The sequence below is a fragment of the Methylobacterium sp. Leaf87 genome (genome assembly GCF_001422775.1).
In the GTDB taxonomy this organism is placed as follows: domain Bacteria; phylum Pseudomonadota; class Alphaproteobacteria; order Rhizobiales; family Beijerinckiaceae; genus Methylobacterium.
The window spans coordinates 1-14,648 of the sequence record NZ_LMMI01000045.1; the positions used below are offsets into that span (position 1 = coordinate 1).

Genomic DNA, 14,648 nt, shown 5'->3' on the forward strand with positions numbered 1-14,648 from the left:
TGGTCTTGTTGGCCGGCAGGTCGTACGGCACGGGATTGTTCGGGTTGGGCACGATGCCGACCACGATCGGCCGGTCGGGGTCGCCCTCCTGGTAGGCCACCAGCGCCTCCATGCCGATGCGCGGGATGATCTGCTGGCCCCAGGTGCCGCCACCCCAGCTCTGCGACACCCGCACCCAGCCGGTGTCGGTCCCGTCGGCCTTCGCCCGCCGGTCCCACGGAAAGGTCAGCTTCACGCGCCCGAACGTGTCCGTGTGGATCTCCTCGCCCGGCGGGCCGGCGATCCGGGCGATCTGCAGCCCGTCGATGCGCGGGCGCGGCGTCCCCCGGTGCGGCGTCGCCGGCAGGTGCGCGGGCATCACCGCGAACTCGTTCTCGTAATGCGGCGTGCCCGCGCCCGACTCGTAGGTCGGGTCCTCGGCCCGGTGCAGGATCCGGCTCACCACCTGCGCCGCGTAGACGTGCTCCGGGTGCGCCACCTCGTAGGGGGTGAAGCGGTGCCCGGCCGCGAGGCCGCGCACCGACGAGCGGCCCTCGATGCGGTCGAAGTCGGTCTCGGTCGCCTGCACCCGCAGGCGGGTCGCCGCCTCGCCGGCCTCCGGCGACAGGAACCGGCCGGGATACTCGTAGAGCTCGTAGGCCGCGTTGCCCGGCACGCTGACCAGGGAGGGGGTCGCCGTCTGCAGGCGGGTGTTGGGGGTGGTGAACTCCCAGTCGCCCCCCGCCCGCTTGCCGGGGGTGAAGCGCATCTGCCGGCGCCAGTCGTGGATGTGCTCGGCATCGGCCGAGCCGAAGGCGAGACGCACCCGCTCGGGGTCGCCGTCGCGGTAGGCCGAGGCATGGTCGCCCACCACCAGGGTGTGCCGGCCCGCGGCGTGGACGAAGTAGTAGAACGTGCCGTCCTCCTCCAGCCGCCGCAGCAGGTAGGCCAGATCCGTCTCGTTCCACTGCACCGCGTAGGGCTGCTTGTCCGGCGGGCTCGTCACGCCGGAGAGATCGAAGTCGGCGATGCCGTGCTCGGCGCACAGGGTCTCGAGCACCTGGAGCGTGGTCCGATCGCGAAAGATCCTGCAATCCGACCGCTGGCTCATCAGCCACAGGCGCGGGCGCAGGGTCAGCGCGTACTGCCGGGCGCCGCGGGTGACGATCGGGCCCTCGTGCAGCTCGGTCACGAGCCCGTTCCAGACCCGGGGCGTGCCGTCGGCCAGCGTCAGGGACAGATCGGCGGCGGTGCCGACGATCTCGTCCGCCCGCACGCTCTCGCGCTGGGCCCGCACCGTGGCGCGCAGGGTGAACAGCGCCGACAGGCCCTCCTCGACCTCCAGCCGCTCCAGCAGCAGCGCGTCCTCGCCCAGCACCGTCGCGATCGACAGAAGACGACCCGCCTGCGTGTAGCGGACATGGGGCTCCATCGGCGGNTCCAGCCGCTCCAGCAGCAGCGCGTCCTCGCCCAGCACCGTCGCGATCGACAGAAGACGACCCGCCTGCGTGTAGCGGACATGGGGCTCCATCGGCGGATCTCCGAACCGTCACGCCGGGAACGCAACGCACTACTTCCGGTTGACTAATTGTGCAACTTTCTACCGCGACGTTCAAGTGATTGCCGCCGCCGCTCAACCGTGCTCTTCTGGCCAGCCGCATGCGTTACGACACGCCCGACCCCCCATCCCCACCCGCTGGTCGGCCCCCGCCTGTGCCCCTCAAGCCACGCGGGCGAAGCCAGGCGCGTGGCCACGCTACGGCCGCGGCCATCGACCTGCCCGCCCTGCGCGCCGCCTACGAGGCGGGCGCCAGCACCGTCGACCTCGCCGTGGCCCACGGCCTCGCCCGGACGACCATTCGGGACTTGCTCGAACGGGCGGGATGCACGGTTCGCACGGTGGCCCAGGCCCATGCCGTGCGGGAGCGGGCGAGCTACGTCCGCGCCGCGCGGCCAACTCCTGCGTCCGGGCGCCGGATCGTCCTCGATGTCTTCGGAGCGCCCTGGCGGGTGACCCACACCAGCCCGACCGGGCACGGCTTTGCGGTCGCGCGCGGCATCCGCGTGCCCAGAGGGCGCGGCAGCCCGGCGGTGATCCTGACCCCACCGCTGGCGGCGCATCTCGAGCGGCACCGCCTCGCGCCACGGCTGCTCGACCTGCCCCTCGGACAGAGCGTCATCGTGCGCCTGCGCCAGCGTCTCGCCCAGGATTTCGTGCGGGAGACCGCCGCCTGGTGGCAGGCCCGCCGGGACGACCTCGATCGCCTGCCGCCGGGGGCCTTCGCCGCCCGCCACGGCGTGCCGCGGAATACCGCGATGGTGATGCGCCGACGGCTGTGCGGCCCCCGGCCCGGGCGCCGGGCCTGGCTCGACGCCGCTGCACGAGCCCTGCTGCTCTCGGACCGACCCGCGGCCGAGGTGGCGACCCTGCTGGGGAAAAAGCGGGATCTCGTCTACCAACTGCGGAGCGCGCTGCGCCGGCAGGCGGCGGCCGGTCCTGGGGCGTCGCACGTCCCGGCGCCGGGGTGACGGATCCGAAGATCCGCGTCCTGAAGACCCACTCGGCGCCCTCTCGCCGGGCGATGGGAGCCCTCTCTCGGGTAACGGAGCCGGTCGGGCAGGAATGCCGGATCTGCTCGGGACGGGGTCCGTGCTCCAGACGTCCGAAGCTGCCCCGGGAAGTGGTTCCGCTCGCAGACGGCCCCCGGCACCGACAAAGCCAGCGCCCTTGCACAGCCAGAGTTACGGGCAGAGCCAAGACTGGTGTCGTTTTTCGAAGTCGATGTCAGCCGGAGGTGGATGACCGCTTGCTAAGCGGGGCCGGCAATGGTCACAGTCGATGTCGGTGGCAGTCAGAGTCGGTGTCAGCAGGTCGCATTTCTTTCGAAGTGGATGTCGGCAGATGGCGGAGCGGGCCCCTGACTTGAGCCTTATCCCCGGACCGCGCTGGCAGGAAGCGGAGCGGCGCACGGCAGTCCTTCGCCCTCTGGCCGCCCTACCGGTCTGTTCCCGCGCGCAGGCCCGCGCAGCAGCAGCCACGTTGGGCGTGACCGAACGGCAAGTGTATCGCTTGCTTCGCAGATGCCGTGAGGGCGGCGGGACGCTGACCGCGATGGTCAGGAGCGGATCGAGTGGCGGACGCGGCACATGAGACGCACCGGCCAGGTGCTCGCATGCTGCTCGATGAGGGCAAACGTCACTTGGGCATCTGCGCGAAGCTGCCGATCGCTTTTTTTAGGACGTCGCGCTCCATGCGCGTCCGGTCGAGTTCACGCCGCAGACGGGCGATCTCGGCGGCTTGGTCGGAGGGGGACGCCNTGCCGATCGCTTTTTTTAGGACGTCGCGCTCCATGCGCGTCCGGTCGAGTTCACGCCGCAGACGGGCGATCTCGGCGGCTTGGTCGGAGGGGGACGCCACCGGGCTCGCAGGCGCGGCTCCCGGTGACCCTGCTCTCCGCGGTGGTGGGGAGCCACCCATCAGCGCCGAGCGCCACGGCCTCAGCATCGAGGGTTGGATCCCGAGCTCGGCTGCGATCTGCATCTGCGGCCGGCCGCTGCTGTCCAGCAGGGCCACCGCCGCGCGTTTGAACTCGGGGGTGAACTCGCGTCTCGTCTTGGCCCTCAAACACCTTCCCGGCCCGCAAGGAGCGTATCAAATCCGGGCTCGCAGGCGCGGCTCCCGGTGACCCTGCTCTCCGCGGTGGTGGGGAGCCACCCATCAGCGCCGAGCGCCACGGCCTCAGCATCGAGGGTTGGGTCCCGAACTCGGCTGCGTTCTGCATCTGCGGCCGGCCGCTGCTGTCCAGCAGGGCCACCGCCGCGCGTTTGAACTCGGGGGTGAACTCGCGTCTCGTCTTGGCCCTCAAACACCTTCCCGGCCCGCAAGGAGCGTATCAAATGTGTCCGTAAAAGCGGGGGAGGATCAGTGCACCGCTCCCGACCTCGGTCAACGCGTTGCCGGTGGGACGCCCGGCTCGTCGGGAGCATGGCCCGACGTGGATCGAGCGCCGCGATCCGGCCGGATCACGACGCGCGACGGCGGTCCGCATTCGGCAGGATTACGGCGGGACGCGATGCCCCCGCCGACCCTCCGGGTAGCCGCTCAACCCTTAGGCGAAGAAATCGTAGCTGAACCCACTCACCCCGACCAGCAGCAGGCTGCCACCATCCTCGAACACGACCTGGGTTCCGGCCGACGTCGCGATGGCGTTGAAGGCCTGGCCGGCGAAATCGAGCCGGTCGCCTTCCGCAGCGTTGAAATCCAGGATCGTATTGGCGTTGTCGCCCGCAAAGGTCACGAACCGATCCGCGCCCGATCCACCCGTCAGGATGTCGTCGCCCTTGCCGCCGATGAGGATATCGTTGCCTTCATTGCCGAAGATGCGGTCGGCTCCGCCATTGCCGTAGATCGTGTCGTTGCCGAGACCGCCGAAGATCACGTCGGCGGTGTCTTCGGGATTGACGAAACCGGTGCCACCGAAGATCAGATCGTCGCCGGCATTGCCGTAGATCGTGTCGCTTCCCTCGCCGCCGACGATCACATCGGCCTCGTCCGTGACGTCGCCGGGGCCGGTCCCGCCGTAGAGGGTGTCGTCCCCGACGCCGCCGAAGATCAAGTCGCGCCCGGCCCCACCGTAGACGGTGTCGTTTCCTCCGTTCGCGAAGATCGAGTCGTTTCCGGCGCCGCCGTCGATGATATCCGCTGCGTCGGTCGGGTCGGCCTGTCCATCGCCGCCGTAGATCACGTCGTTGCCATCCTGGCCCGAAATCAAGTCCGACCCCTGGCCGCCGTAGAGCTGATCGTCTCCCGGTCCGCCCTCGATGGTATCGTCACCGGTTCGGCCGAAGAGTTGATCGTTGCCGGGTCCGCCGTAGATCTTGTCGTTGCCCGATCCACCGTCGAGCGTATCGTCGCCCGGGCCGCCGTTGAGGATGTCGTCGCCCCCGAGACCGAGCAGGGACCCGACCGTCCCCGTGACGACGGACAGCACGTCGGACCCTTCGCCTCCGGTGAGGAGCCCCACATCGGCGACGGCCGACACGACGCCGTTGGGGCCCAGCAGAGCGAGTTTCCCATCGACGTTCAGGAGTTGGCCGACGCCGATCGAGGCGGCGACATCGGCCACGGGGGTTTTCAGCGCTCCGGCGAGGCCAAGCGAGTCGAGCAGTGAAGGGTAAGCCATTGTCTTTCTCCAGCGACGCGAGAACATAACGCGCCGGAGTAGAAATGTTCAACTAGACTAATCAGGGATCAGCTTTGCTTCGTTAGGAGTTCATTGCCGAATGCATAAAATTCGACTGAATTGAATCATCACTGCCCGAGAACCGCTCCTGTTTGTAGGGATATCGCCCGCGCCGAGACTGGGACGCTCGGCCGAGTTCGGCGCTCGGGCGCCCCGGAATATCGCGCTGAGCGCGACTGAACGGGGCCGTTCACTGCTTTCCCCGGCGAGGGGAGGCGCCCAGGGGCGGAGCTTTTCCCCAAGATCACGGCACGGCACAGACCCGGCCGGGTCGGTTTTTCGGATCTGTTGCTGGATTGTTGCTGCGATCCGCGCCGGGATCGTGCCAACTTTGCGGCGAGGTCACCGAGATCTGCGCCCGATCAGTTGTTAGGTCTCGGACCCGAGCCCGTCCGGCCAAAAGCCGGGCGGGCTTTTCGCCGTCAGCCCCCGAAGTAGAGCGTCAGGTCGTGATCGTTGGTGATCCGCGACGACGGCGTGATGTCGATGGTGCCGTACAAGTTATCGATCGCCGCGAGATCGTTGCCGAGCGCCCTGAACGCATCGACGATCGCGAAGTACTGGGTCTTGAGCGTCTTCGAGGCAGGATTCAAGTTCGTGACACAGACCAAGCCCGTCGGAGGACAGTCGACGTAGACGAGGCGAAGGTCGGGCCGGTACGTCTGCAGGATGGGAATGATCTTCCAGACATCCCCGGTCCAATGATAGGGGAAGCGGGTGTTCACCCCGAGCTGGGCGGACACCTTGGCGTTCCGCTCCGCCATTTCCGCATTGAGGGGCAGGCAATCGTGCAGGACGATCAACGTCCGATCCGACGCGATGGCTTCGGCGTTGAAGAAATCCCGCAGCAGGTACTCGAAGGTATGCATGCCGTCGAGGAAGATGAGATCGGGCGGACCGCCGGCCAGTGCTGCGTAATCGTACTCGGCAAAGAAGGTGTCGCTCGGCACCTGGACCAAGGTCACGATCGTCTTGCCGTGCGAAACATTGAAGGTGATATCGAACGACGGGTCGACGCCGATGGCCGTTCGGGTGTGGATCTGGGACATGAGGTGTCCCTGACTGACGCCGACTTCGAGATAGCGCTTGCTGTCGCGGGCACGGCTCACGTGAGCCATGAACTCCATGTAGTGCAGCCCCGGATGGCTCTCGGGCAGATGGCGTGTCGGTTCAGGCGTGCTCATGCGTTCTCCCGTTGCTCGTGATGTGTCCCGCCTCGGTTTACTCGCATCCGCCCTCTCGTCACCCGTTCGGACGGTGGCGGACGTGAACCCGCCACGCGGCCGGGGGCATCCGCCGCGTCGCACGCCATGGGCAATGACTGCCACGAGCAAGCGTTCGCCGCGCAAGGTCGGGGATGAACATTTGAACGCTGCATGGCGTTGCTTCATTCCATGATAGAAGCAGCCATGAAGACGTTCATGCTTTCGCCCTGTGTCCTGGCGCTGTCGTCCCTCGTCCTGGTGCAGATGGGCACGAGCGCGGACGCACGGTCTCGCCCGAAGAAACGTGGGATCGGGGTGGTCACCGCGCCCAACAGCACCGGCAACCGCCCGACCCGGACCATCTCCCGCGGGGCGACGGGCGCCGATACGATCACGAACAATTCGGCAGCGGGCGGCAACGCCGGCCGGCCCGAGCAGGCGGTGCCGAACAGCAGCGCGGGCGGAAGCAATCGCTGATCCGTCGCGACGGACGCGGCGAACGATCCCCGGTCCCGACATCCGCCCGGCGCCGGCTCCGGCCGGCCGCCCCTAGCGGAGCAGGTAGAGCGACACGCCGACCACCGTCGGGATGAGGAGGGCGACCCCGACGAAGGCCGGCATCACCCAGGCGTTCCGGCCGTGCGGCTGCGCCGAGTCGCGCACGCGCGGCGGGGCCGCCTCGGCCTTGCGCGCCAGGGCGACGCGTTCGGCCGAGGGCGGGTTTCCGGCGGCCTCGTCGTCGGTGCCGAGCTGCGACAGGCCGGGATCGTAATGGGACACCTTGTCGCCGGTTCGTCCGCTGTCGATGTCGGCCTTCAGCATCGCCGTCGTCGGTTCTCGCGAATCCGGCGGCGTTTCGACGGCGATGTTGCCGGGTGCCGGCGGGTCTTCGGATCGCAGGACCATGGGTCGTCTCCTCAGGTCGTCTCGGGATCGTCTGCTCGCGCTGTTGCAGAACCGACCTGTCGCAGGACAACGCGGGACGGCGTCGGCCGTTACGCCGCGGCCTGCGCTTTCCGACGCACCGTCGGGTTGCCCTCGGCACCGCGTCGGCGCGGCTCCGGGGGATGCCGGGCCCCGGTGCGAGCCCTACCGCGCGAGACTCGACGGGGCCTGCCACGCGACGCCCGCATGTTCACGCACGTCGCCATCCTTCGCACCCGTGTCCGCGTCGCTCGTCCAGTCGCTCGGCTCCACCACGTCGACCACCTCGTCGTCCGGGTAGGCGGCGGCCAGGAACAGTCTGGCCTCGCCCTCGGCGGATGCGCGGACGGTCACCAGGGGCCTGTCGCCCTCGGGCGAGCGGATGTTGGCGATGAAGAGCTTCGACATGTCCCATTCCCTCCGGCGGGCGGTGCGGCGCGCCGAAGGGACAACGCGCGCCGATCCCGGAGGGCGGCGGGGCGCGGGAGAATCTTGGCATTCAGGAAAATTCTGGGGCGCGGGAGAGGTGCAGGGCTCGGGCGCCCGGCCGGCCTCACGGCGTCCCGGGGGCGTCCCACTGCCGGCGGATCGCGGCGCCGAGGGCGGCGTAGCCCGGCGGCGCGAGGTGCACCGTGTCGGGTGCGAAGGCCGGGCATGGGTCCTCGTCGCAGCGCAGGGCGAGCTCCGCGCCGTCGACGATCACGGCGTTGCCCCGCTCGGCCAGGAGCGTCGCCCATTCGGCGTTGAGGCGCAGGCGCTCGGCATCGCGAAACGCGGATTTTCGGCCGCGCGGGAGAATGCCGACCACCACGAGCCGGGGCTTGCCCCACACGGCGTCGAGGCGCTCCAGCACCCGGCGGAGCCCCTCCCGGATCGCGCAGACCTTGTCGCCATAGCCGAGGTTGTTGGTTCCGAGCATGAGAAACACCGTGCGGGGTGCGAGCGCCGCGTAGCGGGCGTCCTGCAGGCGCCACAGCACGTTCTGCGTCCGGTCGCTGCCGACGCCGAGGTTCAGCACATCGGCCCCGAAGGTGTCCCGGACCGACGCGTCGGGCCAGAGCTGCGTGAGGCTGTCCCCGAGGAGGACGACCTCCACGCCCCGTCGCTGCGAGGCCGCGGCCGCGATCGTCTCGGCGCGCCGATAGGCCAGGGCGCTCTGCGGCGGCACCGGAAACGTCGTCACGGTCGTGTCGGCGCTGTCGCATGCCGCCTCGTCGGCCCGCGCCGGCGCGCCGGCGAGGAGGCCGAGGGCCACCAGGGCGCCGGCGCGGAGCCTCCGCCTCACGCGGCACCGCCCACGTCGTCGGGACGAACCGCGAGGCGCAGGAAGCTCACGGCGCTGGCGACACCCGCGAAGGCGCCGCCGAGCCCGAGGGCGAGGGCCGGCCCGTGCGCTTCCGCGAGGGTGAAGCACGCCGCCACCAGGGCCGCCCCCAGGGTCTGGCCGAGGAGGCGGGAGGTGGCGACGATGCCGCTGGCACCGCCCGACCGGGCGGCCGGGGCGCTCGTCATCAGGGCGCGCAGGTTCGGCGCCTGGAAGAAGCCGAAGCCGGCGCCGCAGAGCGCCATCCGCCAACTGATCTCGAAGACGGTCGGGTTCGCCGGCAGGGCCGCGAGCAGCCCCATGCCGAGGGCGAGGACGGCGAGTCCGAGGCCACCGAGCAGGCCCGGCGGGTAGCGGTCCGAGAGGCGTCCGGCCACGGGAGCCAGCACGGCGACGAGCACGGGCCAGGGCGTCATCAGGAACCCGGTCTCGACCTGACTGCGTCCGAGGGTGTGCTGGAACAGGAACGGAAGGGAGACGAAGGCGAGGCCCTGGGCCGCGAACGAGCACAAAGCCGTCATCGCCGAGAGGGCGAAGAGCGGACGCCCGAGGAGGTCGGCGGCCAGCATGGGGGCCGGATGCCCTGCCTGCCGGCGCAGGAGCAGGGCGAAGCAGGCGAAGGCACCCGCGACCTCCGCCCCGATGTGCCAGAGCGGCGCCTCGTGGGCGGCCTCGCCGAGCCCGAGGATGAGAAGCGCGAAGGCGGCGGCGTTCAGGAACGCGCCGGGAATGTCGAACCGATTGCCGGAGCGGCCGGTCTCCGGCAGGGCGGTCCAGGCCAGCGCCAGGGCGCCGAGGCCGATGGGCACGTTGATGGCGAACAGCCACGGCCACGGCGCCGTCACGAGGATCAGGGAGGCCACGGTGGGGCCGACGGCGAAGCCGATTCCGACCACGAAGGCGTTGAGTCCGACGCCCCGCCCGAGCTGGTTCGCCGGGTAGATGAAGCGGATGAGGGCGATGTTGACGGCCATCAGGGCGCTCGCGCCGATCCCCTGGAACACCCGCGCGGCGACGAGGGTCGGCAGCGACCAGGCCAGGGCGCAGACGAGGGAGGCCGCGGTGAACAGCACGAAGCCGCCGATGTAGATCCGCTGCTGCCCGATGATCTCGCCGAGCGCCGCGATGGGCAGCAGGGTTGCCACCACGGCGAGCTGATAGGCGTTGACGATCCATACCGAGTCGCCCGCATCGACGCCGAGGCTGGCCGCGATGGTCGGCAGGGCCGTGTTGGCGATGGCGGTGTCGAGGGTGGCGAGGCCGACGCCCGTGAGCACCGCCACCATCGCCCGGCCGCGCTGGCCCGGCGGGAGGCCGTCCCGGACGGGCGGGGCCGGCATCGGGGTCGATGGGATCATGGGGCTGGACTCGCGGCGGCGACGGGATGCTGCATGCGTCCGCCGCCCAGGCTTGGCAAGGTCTTCGACCGGCGCCACGGCCGAGTCTTCGACCAGATCCCCCGAAGGCAGGCGGTGCGAGGACAGGCGGTGCCGGACGGCACGATGACGCCGCACGCCTCTGCCGTAGGTTCCGGGGACATCCTAGATCAGGGATCTCGCGCTTTCCCCCACCATGAGACCTCCGTGCTCCGCATCGCCCTCCTCGTCTTCGCCGTCGTGTTCCTCGCGCCGATCGCGGTCTCGGCCGCCCTCTACTACCTCAGGAACGACATCGCGGACTGGCGCTCGGCCGACCGCTCGAGCGCGGGCCTGCTGCCGCCCGCCGCGCGCAACCCGCAGGCCGTCGTGCGGGTGTTCTCGGCCCGCACCGTGAGCTGGCGCGGCATCGTCGCGAGCCACAGCTGGATCGTCGTGAAGGGGGCGGGAGACCGCGCCTACCAGCGGTTCGACTACACGGCCTGGGGCATGCCGATCTGGATCGACCGCTTCGTGCCGGACGGGCGCTGGTTCGGCAGCGCCCCGGAGGTGATCTTCGCCGCCGACGGGGAGGAAGCGGAGCGGATGCTGCCGCGCATCCGGGCCACCATCGCCACTTACCGCTACGCCAAGGTCGGCGACTACCGGCTGTGGCCCGGGCCGAACTCGAACACCTTCGTGGCGGCGGTGATGAGTTCGGTGCCGGAAATGCGGGCGAGCCTGCCGGCCACCGCCATCGGGAAGGACTTCCCCTATGACGGCCGCTGGTTCGGCACGACGCCCTCGGGCACCGGAATCCGGATCAATCTCGGTGGCTATCTCGGGCTGACGCTCGGCTGGGTCGAAGGGCTGGAGGTCAACATCCTCGGTGCCGTCGCGGGTCTCGATCTGCGGCGCCCCGGCCTAAAGCTGCCCGGACTCGGCCGCGTCGGGGTCTGATACTGTCTTCGGATGATCCATTCGGAGACAGTCTCAGGCAGCCCGCGCGGCGCCTGAGCGAAGCCCAAATCCGCATCGCAAAGCGATCAACCAGATTTGGTCTGACCGGCCGGCGCCGGACCGCGTCTCTCGCGGGCAGCCGGTCGACAACCGCGGCGGTCGGCTGGCATGAAGCGCCGTCCCGAAGCGCCGTCCTGCCGGCCGGCTTCCGCCACCCCGCCCGTCCGAGCCCCCCATGCACGCCACCGACACCGACAGCCTGTGGTTTCACGACAACCCCGAGCGGCAGTTCCGGCTTCGCCGCCAGACGCCCGCCGAGATCCGGCAATGGCCCGTGCCGCCCGATGCGACGCAGACCGCATGGTGCGTCATCCGCCGGGAAGACGGGGCCCTCGAAGCGTTCGGCCTGGCCGAAGGGGACACCTGGGACGACGCGGACGACGAGCTGGCCCCGTTCTTCGCCAAGCTCCGGGGCGACAGGCCCTGAACCCCGGGCGGACGGGCGTGCGAACACCGACTCGTGCCCGCCCCTGCCGGGAGTCCGACCCCTAACCCTTTTCGGCCGCCAGAACGTGCGCCACCAGGGCGTTGGCGTGGCCATGGCCCATCCCATGCTCGGTCTTCAGCAGGGCGACGAGGGCCATATGCTTTGCCGGAAGATGCCGGCGCACCAGCGCCTGCCACTCCGCGATGGGACGTCCGTACGTCTTCTCGATGGACGGGAAGTAGGAAGCCGGACCCTTGATCGCCGTGTCGCTCACTGCCGCTCGTGCTCCGGTTCGTCGAGACCGGGCATCAGTTTCGCCGCGGCCTCACGGAATCGCAAGATCGGGCGAGATCGCGAGACCGGCGTTCCGGTCCGGCGGCGGGCCTCTGCGAAAAGGCGGCTCACCGCCGGCGCATCGTCCCGCGCCGGCCCGTGCGAACCCGCTCAGTTGTCGACGGTCAGCGAGGCCTTCGAGACCGGCATCGCCGCCGGCGCCGCATCGGCGACTTGTGCGGTGGTGGCGATTTGTTCGTTGACGGCGACTTGCTCGGCAGCGGCGCGCTGCCCGGCGGTGGTGTGGGCCGGTGCGGCCCCGAACCGGTCTTTGGCGATCTGCCCCAGAACCATCACGAACAAGAGGGCCATCAGCGCGTTCGCGGCGATTCGGGCCGGACGCGCGGCGTTGCGCACGGAGAGCAGCAGGGCATCCGTCGCGTCGGAGGCCGGGCCGGGCAACGGGCCGGGACGGTCGGAAATCGGGAGCAGCCACGGCTCGCTCGGCAGCGCGGAGGCGCCTCCCATCTCGTGGGCGCCGGGCAGGTTTTGGAACAGTCCGGTCGACATTCCATCCTCCTGTGGAGTTGCGGGGCAGGCCAGTCTGGCGGGCCGTTCGTTCATGATCCGTTAATCAGGAACACTGTGTTCATTTTGCGTTCAGGAAGGCGGGACGGCAAGGGCCTGTCGCGCGGGACCTGCCGTACGGGGCCTGCGTCGAGGCGGCGCGACCCTTTGGCAGGGGCGGGTTCCGTCGGGGCTCGGAGCGCTACTTGAGGCGTTCACCCAGGATCATGCCGTGCCCCACCCCAAAGCCGACCCGACGCGCCTGCTGATCGTGTTCTACTCGCGATCCGGCTCCGTCGAAACACTGGCGGTCGCCGCTGCGGAGACCGCCCGGGCATCCGGCGCCACCGTGCGGCTCCGCCGGGCCCGCGAGGTCGTCGACCATGCCACGATGGAAAAGGTCGACGGCTGGGCCGAGAGCGCGACGCGGCAGAACGCGCTCTACGAAGCGCCGACGCACGAAGACGCGGAATGGGCCGACGCCATCCTGTTCGGCACGCCGTGCTATTTCGGCGCCATGGCGACGGAGCTGAAGGCGTTCCTCGATCGGCTCGGACCTCAGTGGAAGCGCGGAGCCCTGGCGGGAAAGGTCGGCGGCGCCTTCGCGACCGCGTCCTGGCCGCATGGCGGGTCCGAGGTGGTCACGCTCTCGCTCTACGCGCCGATGGCCCATCTCGGCATGGTCATCCTGCCCACGGGCTACACCGACGCGGCGATGCTGGAAGCGGGCTCGCCCTACGGCGCCTCGTCCATCGTCGGCGCCGAGAACCGTGATCCGCGCCCGGAGGATCTCGACGCCATCCGGCACCAGAGCCGGCGCACGGTGGCGATCGCCCGGGCGCTCGTGGCCGCCGGCGAGATGCCGAGCCGTCGCGACTGACGGGCCGAAGCCGGTTCAGATGAAGTGCCGAAACACGACCTGTGCCGAGGCCTCGCCCGCCGGCTCGCCCGTATCGGCGGAGCCACTCCGGCCGGCGCCGGAGAGACCCGCCGGCGCGGCGACGAGGGCGAGGAGCGTCAGCAGCCAGCGGATGGGACGGGCGACGGGCATGGGGGCCTCACGGGCTGGATCGGGATCGGAGCGTCGCCTTCGATAGGGCTTGCGCATGGCAGGGATGTTTCCTGCAGCGATACGTCCTGCGCCGATGTTTCATGCCCCCGATCCGTTCGTTTCGCGGTGCCCGAACGCACCCGATGCGGCGCGTCCTCGCCCCCCGGGCCGGCGCCGGGGCCGCCTCAGCGCTCTGCCTCCTCAGCGCTTGGCCACCTTGGTCGCTTTGGTCGCCTTGGCGGCAGGCTTCGGGGCGGCGGCTTCCTCGGCATCGCGGGCCAGGCGCTCGGCCTTCAGGCGCACGATCTGGTCGTCGCGGGCCGTCTCCCGTGCCTTCACTTCTTCCCAGACCTGTCCGGCCGTGTCGGCCCGCTCCGCGGCCCGCGCGGCCCTGGTCTCGGCGCGATCCTGGCTGCCGCTCTTGTCCTGTGTCATTGGCGATCCTCCAAATGGTGCGCCCCTCGGGGTCCGTGTCGCCTTCGCGGAACCTGGGGGTCCCGCGAGGGTCATGGACGGGGGGCGGGGGTCGGGGTCTGCGGCGTGGGTGCGGGCACCGGCTGCTGCGGGTTCGTCGTCGGTGCGGCCTGATCGTCCGACAGGGTCTGGTTCGCTTTGGTCTGCAGCTGATCGGCCGTCTGCTGGTTGATGAGTCCATACGAGACCGCGGCCGCGAGCGCGACCGCGATGATCGCACCGATGATCGTCTTCGAGAGCTTGCTCTGCATGGTTTCACCTTGTCCGGGCCGTGGTCCGGGCCGTGTCACGGAGGGTGACCTGCGCCGATCGCGGACGGTCGGTTTCGAGGAGGGGGCGAGACGTCGGTCGCGATCCGGATGGAGCGCCGGGACACCAAGCCTCCGGCGCGACGAAGTTCTGACGACACGGGATCCTTACGAGAAAAAGCCCCGCCGCGGCGTGCGCGGCAGGGCCTTCGAAGTCACGGATCGCGCCGTTTCAGTAGCCCCGGCCGTAGTAACCCGGTCCGCCGCGATCGTAGGCGCCGGCAGCAGCCGCGCCCGCCGCGACGCCCGCGATCCCGAGGCCGACGGCCGCTCCGGTCGACAGGCCGCGCCGGTCCCGGCGATCGCCCCGTCGGTCGTAGCCGCGATCCCGATCGTAGCCCCGGTCGATTCCGCGCCCGTAGCCGCGGCCATAACCGCCATCGCGGTCACCGCCGTATCCGTAACCCTGTGCCTGAGCACCGGTCGCGCCAAGAGCTCCGAGAGAGAGCGTAACGGCGGAAATGAGAGCGAGCTTACGCATCGATGTCTCCTTCGCTG

General features: G+C 70.1%; 18 protein-coding genes and 3 pseudogenes. 5 read left to right on the forward strand and 16 right to left on the reverse strand.

Annotation, left to right across the window (positions count from 1 at the left end; translation table 11 throughout):
* Window positions 1–1,417: type VI secretion system tip protein TssI/VgrG (gene tssI / locus ASF22_RS16610; protein ID WP_210166663.1), on the reverse strand; the 1,417-nt coding region annotated here is incomplete at both ends.
* Window positions 1,418–1,692: 275 nt separating this feature from the next.
* Between tssI and ASF22_RS16615 the strand changes: the two genes are divergently transcribed.
* Entirely contained in the window at window positions 1,693–2,508 is an 816-nt protein-coding gene (locus ASF22_RS16615) for a hypothetical protein (protein WP_056266440.1), read from the forward strand.
* A gap of 608 nt (window positions 2,509–3,116) precedes the next feature.
* Here ASF22_RS16615 and ASF22_RS24100 read toward each other — a convergent pair.
* The 5 genes and pseudogenes from ASF22_RS24100 to ASF22_RS16630 form a co-directional block, all read right to left on the reverse strand.
* Window positions 3,117–3,296, reverse strand: a pseudogene (locus ASF22_RS24100) (IS3 family transposase); the annotation flags it as partial.
* Window position 3,297: 1 nt separating this feature from the next.
* Window positions 3,298–3,604 (reverse strand): annotated as a pseudogene (locus tag ASF22_RS24105) (transposase); the annotation flags it as partial.
* A 34-nt stretch (window positions 3,605–3,638) separates the two neighbouring features.
* Window positions 3,639–3,845 (reverse strand): annotated as a pseudogene (locus tag ASF22_RS23335) (transposase); the annotation flags it as partial.
* 243 nt (window positions 3,846–4,088) lie between these two features.
* Window positions 4,089–5,162, reverse strand: coding sequence for a calcium-binding protein (locus tag ASF22_RS16625; protein WP_056266444.1), 1,074 nt, complete (start codon window positions 5,160–5,162; stop codon window positions 4,089–4,091).
* Window positions 5,163–5,644: 482 nt separating this feature from the next.
* Complete coding sequence (locus ASF22_RS16630; RefSeq protein ID WP_156647831.1) at window positions 5,645–6,406, reverse strand: class I SAM-dependent methyltransferase; 762 nt, start codon at window positions 6,404–6,406, stop codon at window positions 5,645–5,647.
* A gap of 225 nt (window positions 6,407–6,631) precedes the next feature.
* On the opposite strand from ASF22_RS16630, the gene ASF22_RS16635 reads away from it, so the two are divergent.
* Entirely contained in the window at window positions 6,632–6,904 is a 273-nt protein-coding gene (locus ASF22_RS16635) for a hypothetical protein (protein ID WP_056266449.1), read from the forward strand.
* A gap of 72 nt (window positions 6,905–6,976) precedes the next feature.
* Here ASF22_RS16635 and ASF22_RS16640 read toward each other — a convergent pair whose 3' ends face one another.
* The 4 genes from ASF22_RS16640 to ASF22_RS16655 form a co-directional block, all read right to left on the reverse strand.
* Window positions 6,977–7,333 carry a hypothetical protein gene (locus tag ASF22_RS16640; protein ID WP_056176483.1) on the reverse strand — a complete coding sequence of 119 codons (357 nt, stop codon included), beginning with the start codon at window positions 7,331–7,333 and terminating at the stop codon, window positions 6,977–6,979.
* 183 nt (window positions 7,334–7,516) lie between these two features.
* On the reverse strand, window positions 7,517–7,759 hold the full coding sequence (locus ASF22_RS16645; RefSeq protein WP_056176480.1) for a hypothetical protein: 243 nt from the start codon (window positions 7,757–7,759) through the stop codon (window positions 7,517–7,519).
* Window positions 7,760–7,904: 145 nt separating this feature from the next.
* Window positions 7,905–8,636 (reverse strand): GDSL-type esterase/lipase family protein, encoded by a 732-nt coding sequence (locus ASF22_RS16650; protein WP_082483782.1) that lies wholly within the window; start codon window positions 8,634–8,636, stop codon window positions 7,905–7,907.
* Window positions 8,633–10,033 (reverse strand): MFS transporter, encoded by a 1,401-nt coding sequence (locus ASF22_RS16655; protein ID WP_056266454.1) that lies wholly within the window; start codon window positions 10,031–10,033, stop codon window positions 8,633–8,635. The genes ASF22_RS16650 and ASF22_RS16655 overlap by 4 nt, the downstream gene beginning before the upstream one ends.
* Before the next feature lie 225 nt (window positions 10,034–10,258).
* On the opposite strand from ASF22_RS16655, the gene ASF22_RS16660 reads away from it, so the two are divergent.
* Window positions 10,259–10,990, forward strand: a complete 732-nt coding sequence (locus tag ASF22_RS16660; RefSeq protein ID WP_244474325.1) for a DUF3750 domain-containing protein — start codon at window positions 10,259–10,261, stop codon at window positions 10,988–10,990.
* A 235-nt stretch (window positions 10,991–11,225) separates the two neighbouring features.
* Window positions 11,226–11,477, forward strand: a complete 252-nt coding sequence (locus ASF22_RS16665) for a hypothetical protein (RefSeq protein WP_056266457.1) — start codon at window positions 11,226–11,228, stop codon at window positions 11,475–11,477.
* A gap of 61 nt (window positions 11,478–11,538) precedes the next feature.
* Here ASF22_RS16665 and ASF22_RS16670 read toward each other — a convergent pair whose 3' ends face one another.
* Together ASF22_RS16670 and ASF22_RS16675 are read right to left on the reverse strand one after the other, a co-directional pair.
* Complete coding sequence (locus tag ASF22_RS16670) at window positions 11,539–11,751, reverse strand: DUF4287 domain-containing protein (protein WP_056266462.1); 213 nt, start codon at window positions 11,749–11,751, stop codon at window positions 11,539–11,541.
* A gap of 170 nt (window positions 11,752–11,921) precedes the next feature.
* Window positions 11,922–12,320, reverse strand: coding sequence for a hypothetical protein (locus ASF22_RS16675; RefSeq protein WP_056266464.1), 399 nt, complete (start codon window positions 12,318–12,320; stop codon window positions 11,922–11,924).
* A gap of 229 nt (window positions 12,321–12,549) precedes the next feature.
* On the opposite strand from ASF22_RS16675, the gene wrbA reads away from it, so the two are divergent.
* Entirely contained in the window at window positions 12,550–13,197 is a 648-nt protein-coding gene (gene wrbA / locus ASF22_RS16680) for an NAD(P)H:quinone oxidoreductase (protein ID WP_056266467.1), read from the forward strand.
* Window positions 13,198–13,212: 15 nt separating this feature from the next.
* Here wrbA and ASF22_RS24110 read toward each other — a convergent pair whose 3' ends face one another.
* From ASF22_RS24110 to ASF22_RS16695, 4 genes are all read right to left on the reverse strand, one after another.
* Entirely contained in the window at window positions 13,213–13,425 is a 213-nt protein-coding gene (locus ASF22_RS24110) for a hypothetical protein (protein WP_156647832.1), read from the reverse strand.
* Window positions 13,426–13,569: 144 nt separating this feature from the next.
* Complete coding sequence (locus ASF22_RS16685; RefSeq protein WP_056176458.1) at window positions 13,570–13,803, reverse strand: hypothetical protein; 234 nt, start codon at window positions 13,801–13,803, stop codon at window positions 13,570–13,572.
* A gap of 71 nt (window positions 13,804–13,874) precedes the next feature.
* Entirely contained in the window at window positions 13,875–14,093 is a 219-nt protein-coding gene (locus ASF22_RS16690; protein WP_056176456.1) for a hypothetical protein, read from the reverse strand.
* A 229-nt stretch (window positions 14,094–14,322) separates the two neighbouring features.
* Window positions 14,323–14,631 carry a hypothetical protein gene (locus ASF22_RS16695; RefSeq protein ID WP_056176453.1) on the reverse strand — a complete coding sequence of 103 codons (309 nt, stop codon included), beginning with the start codon at window positions 14,629–14,631 and terminating at the stop codon, window positions 14,323–14,325.
* Window positions 14,632–14,648: the final 17 nt, after the last annotated feature.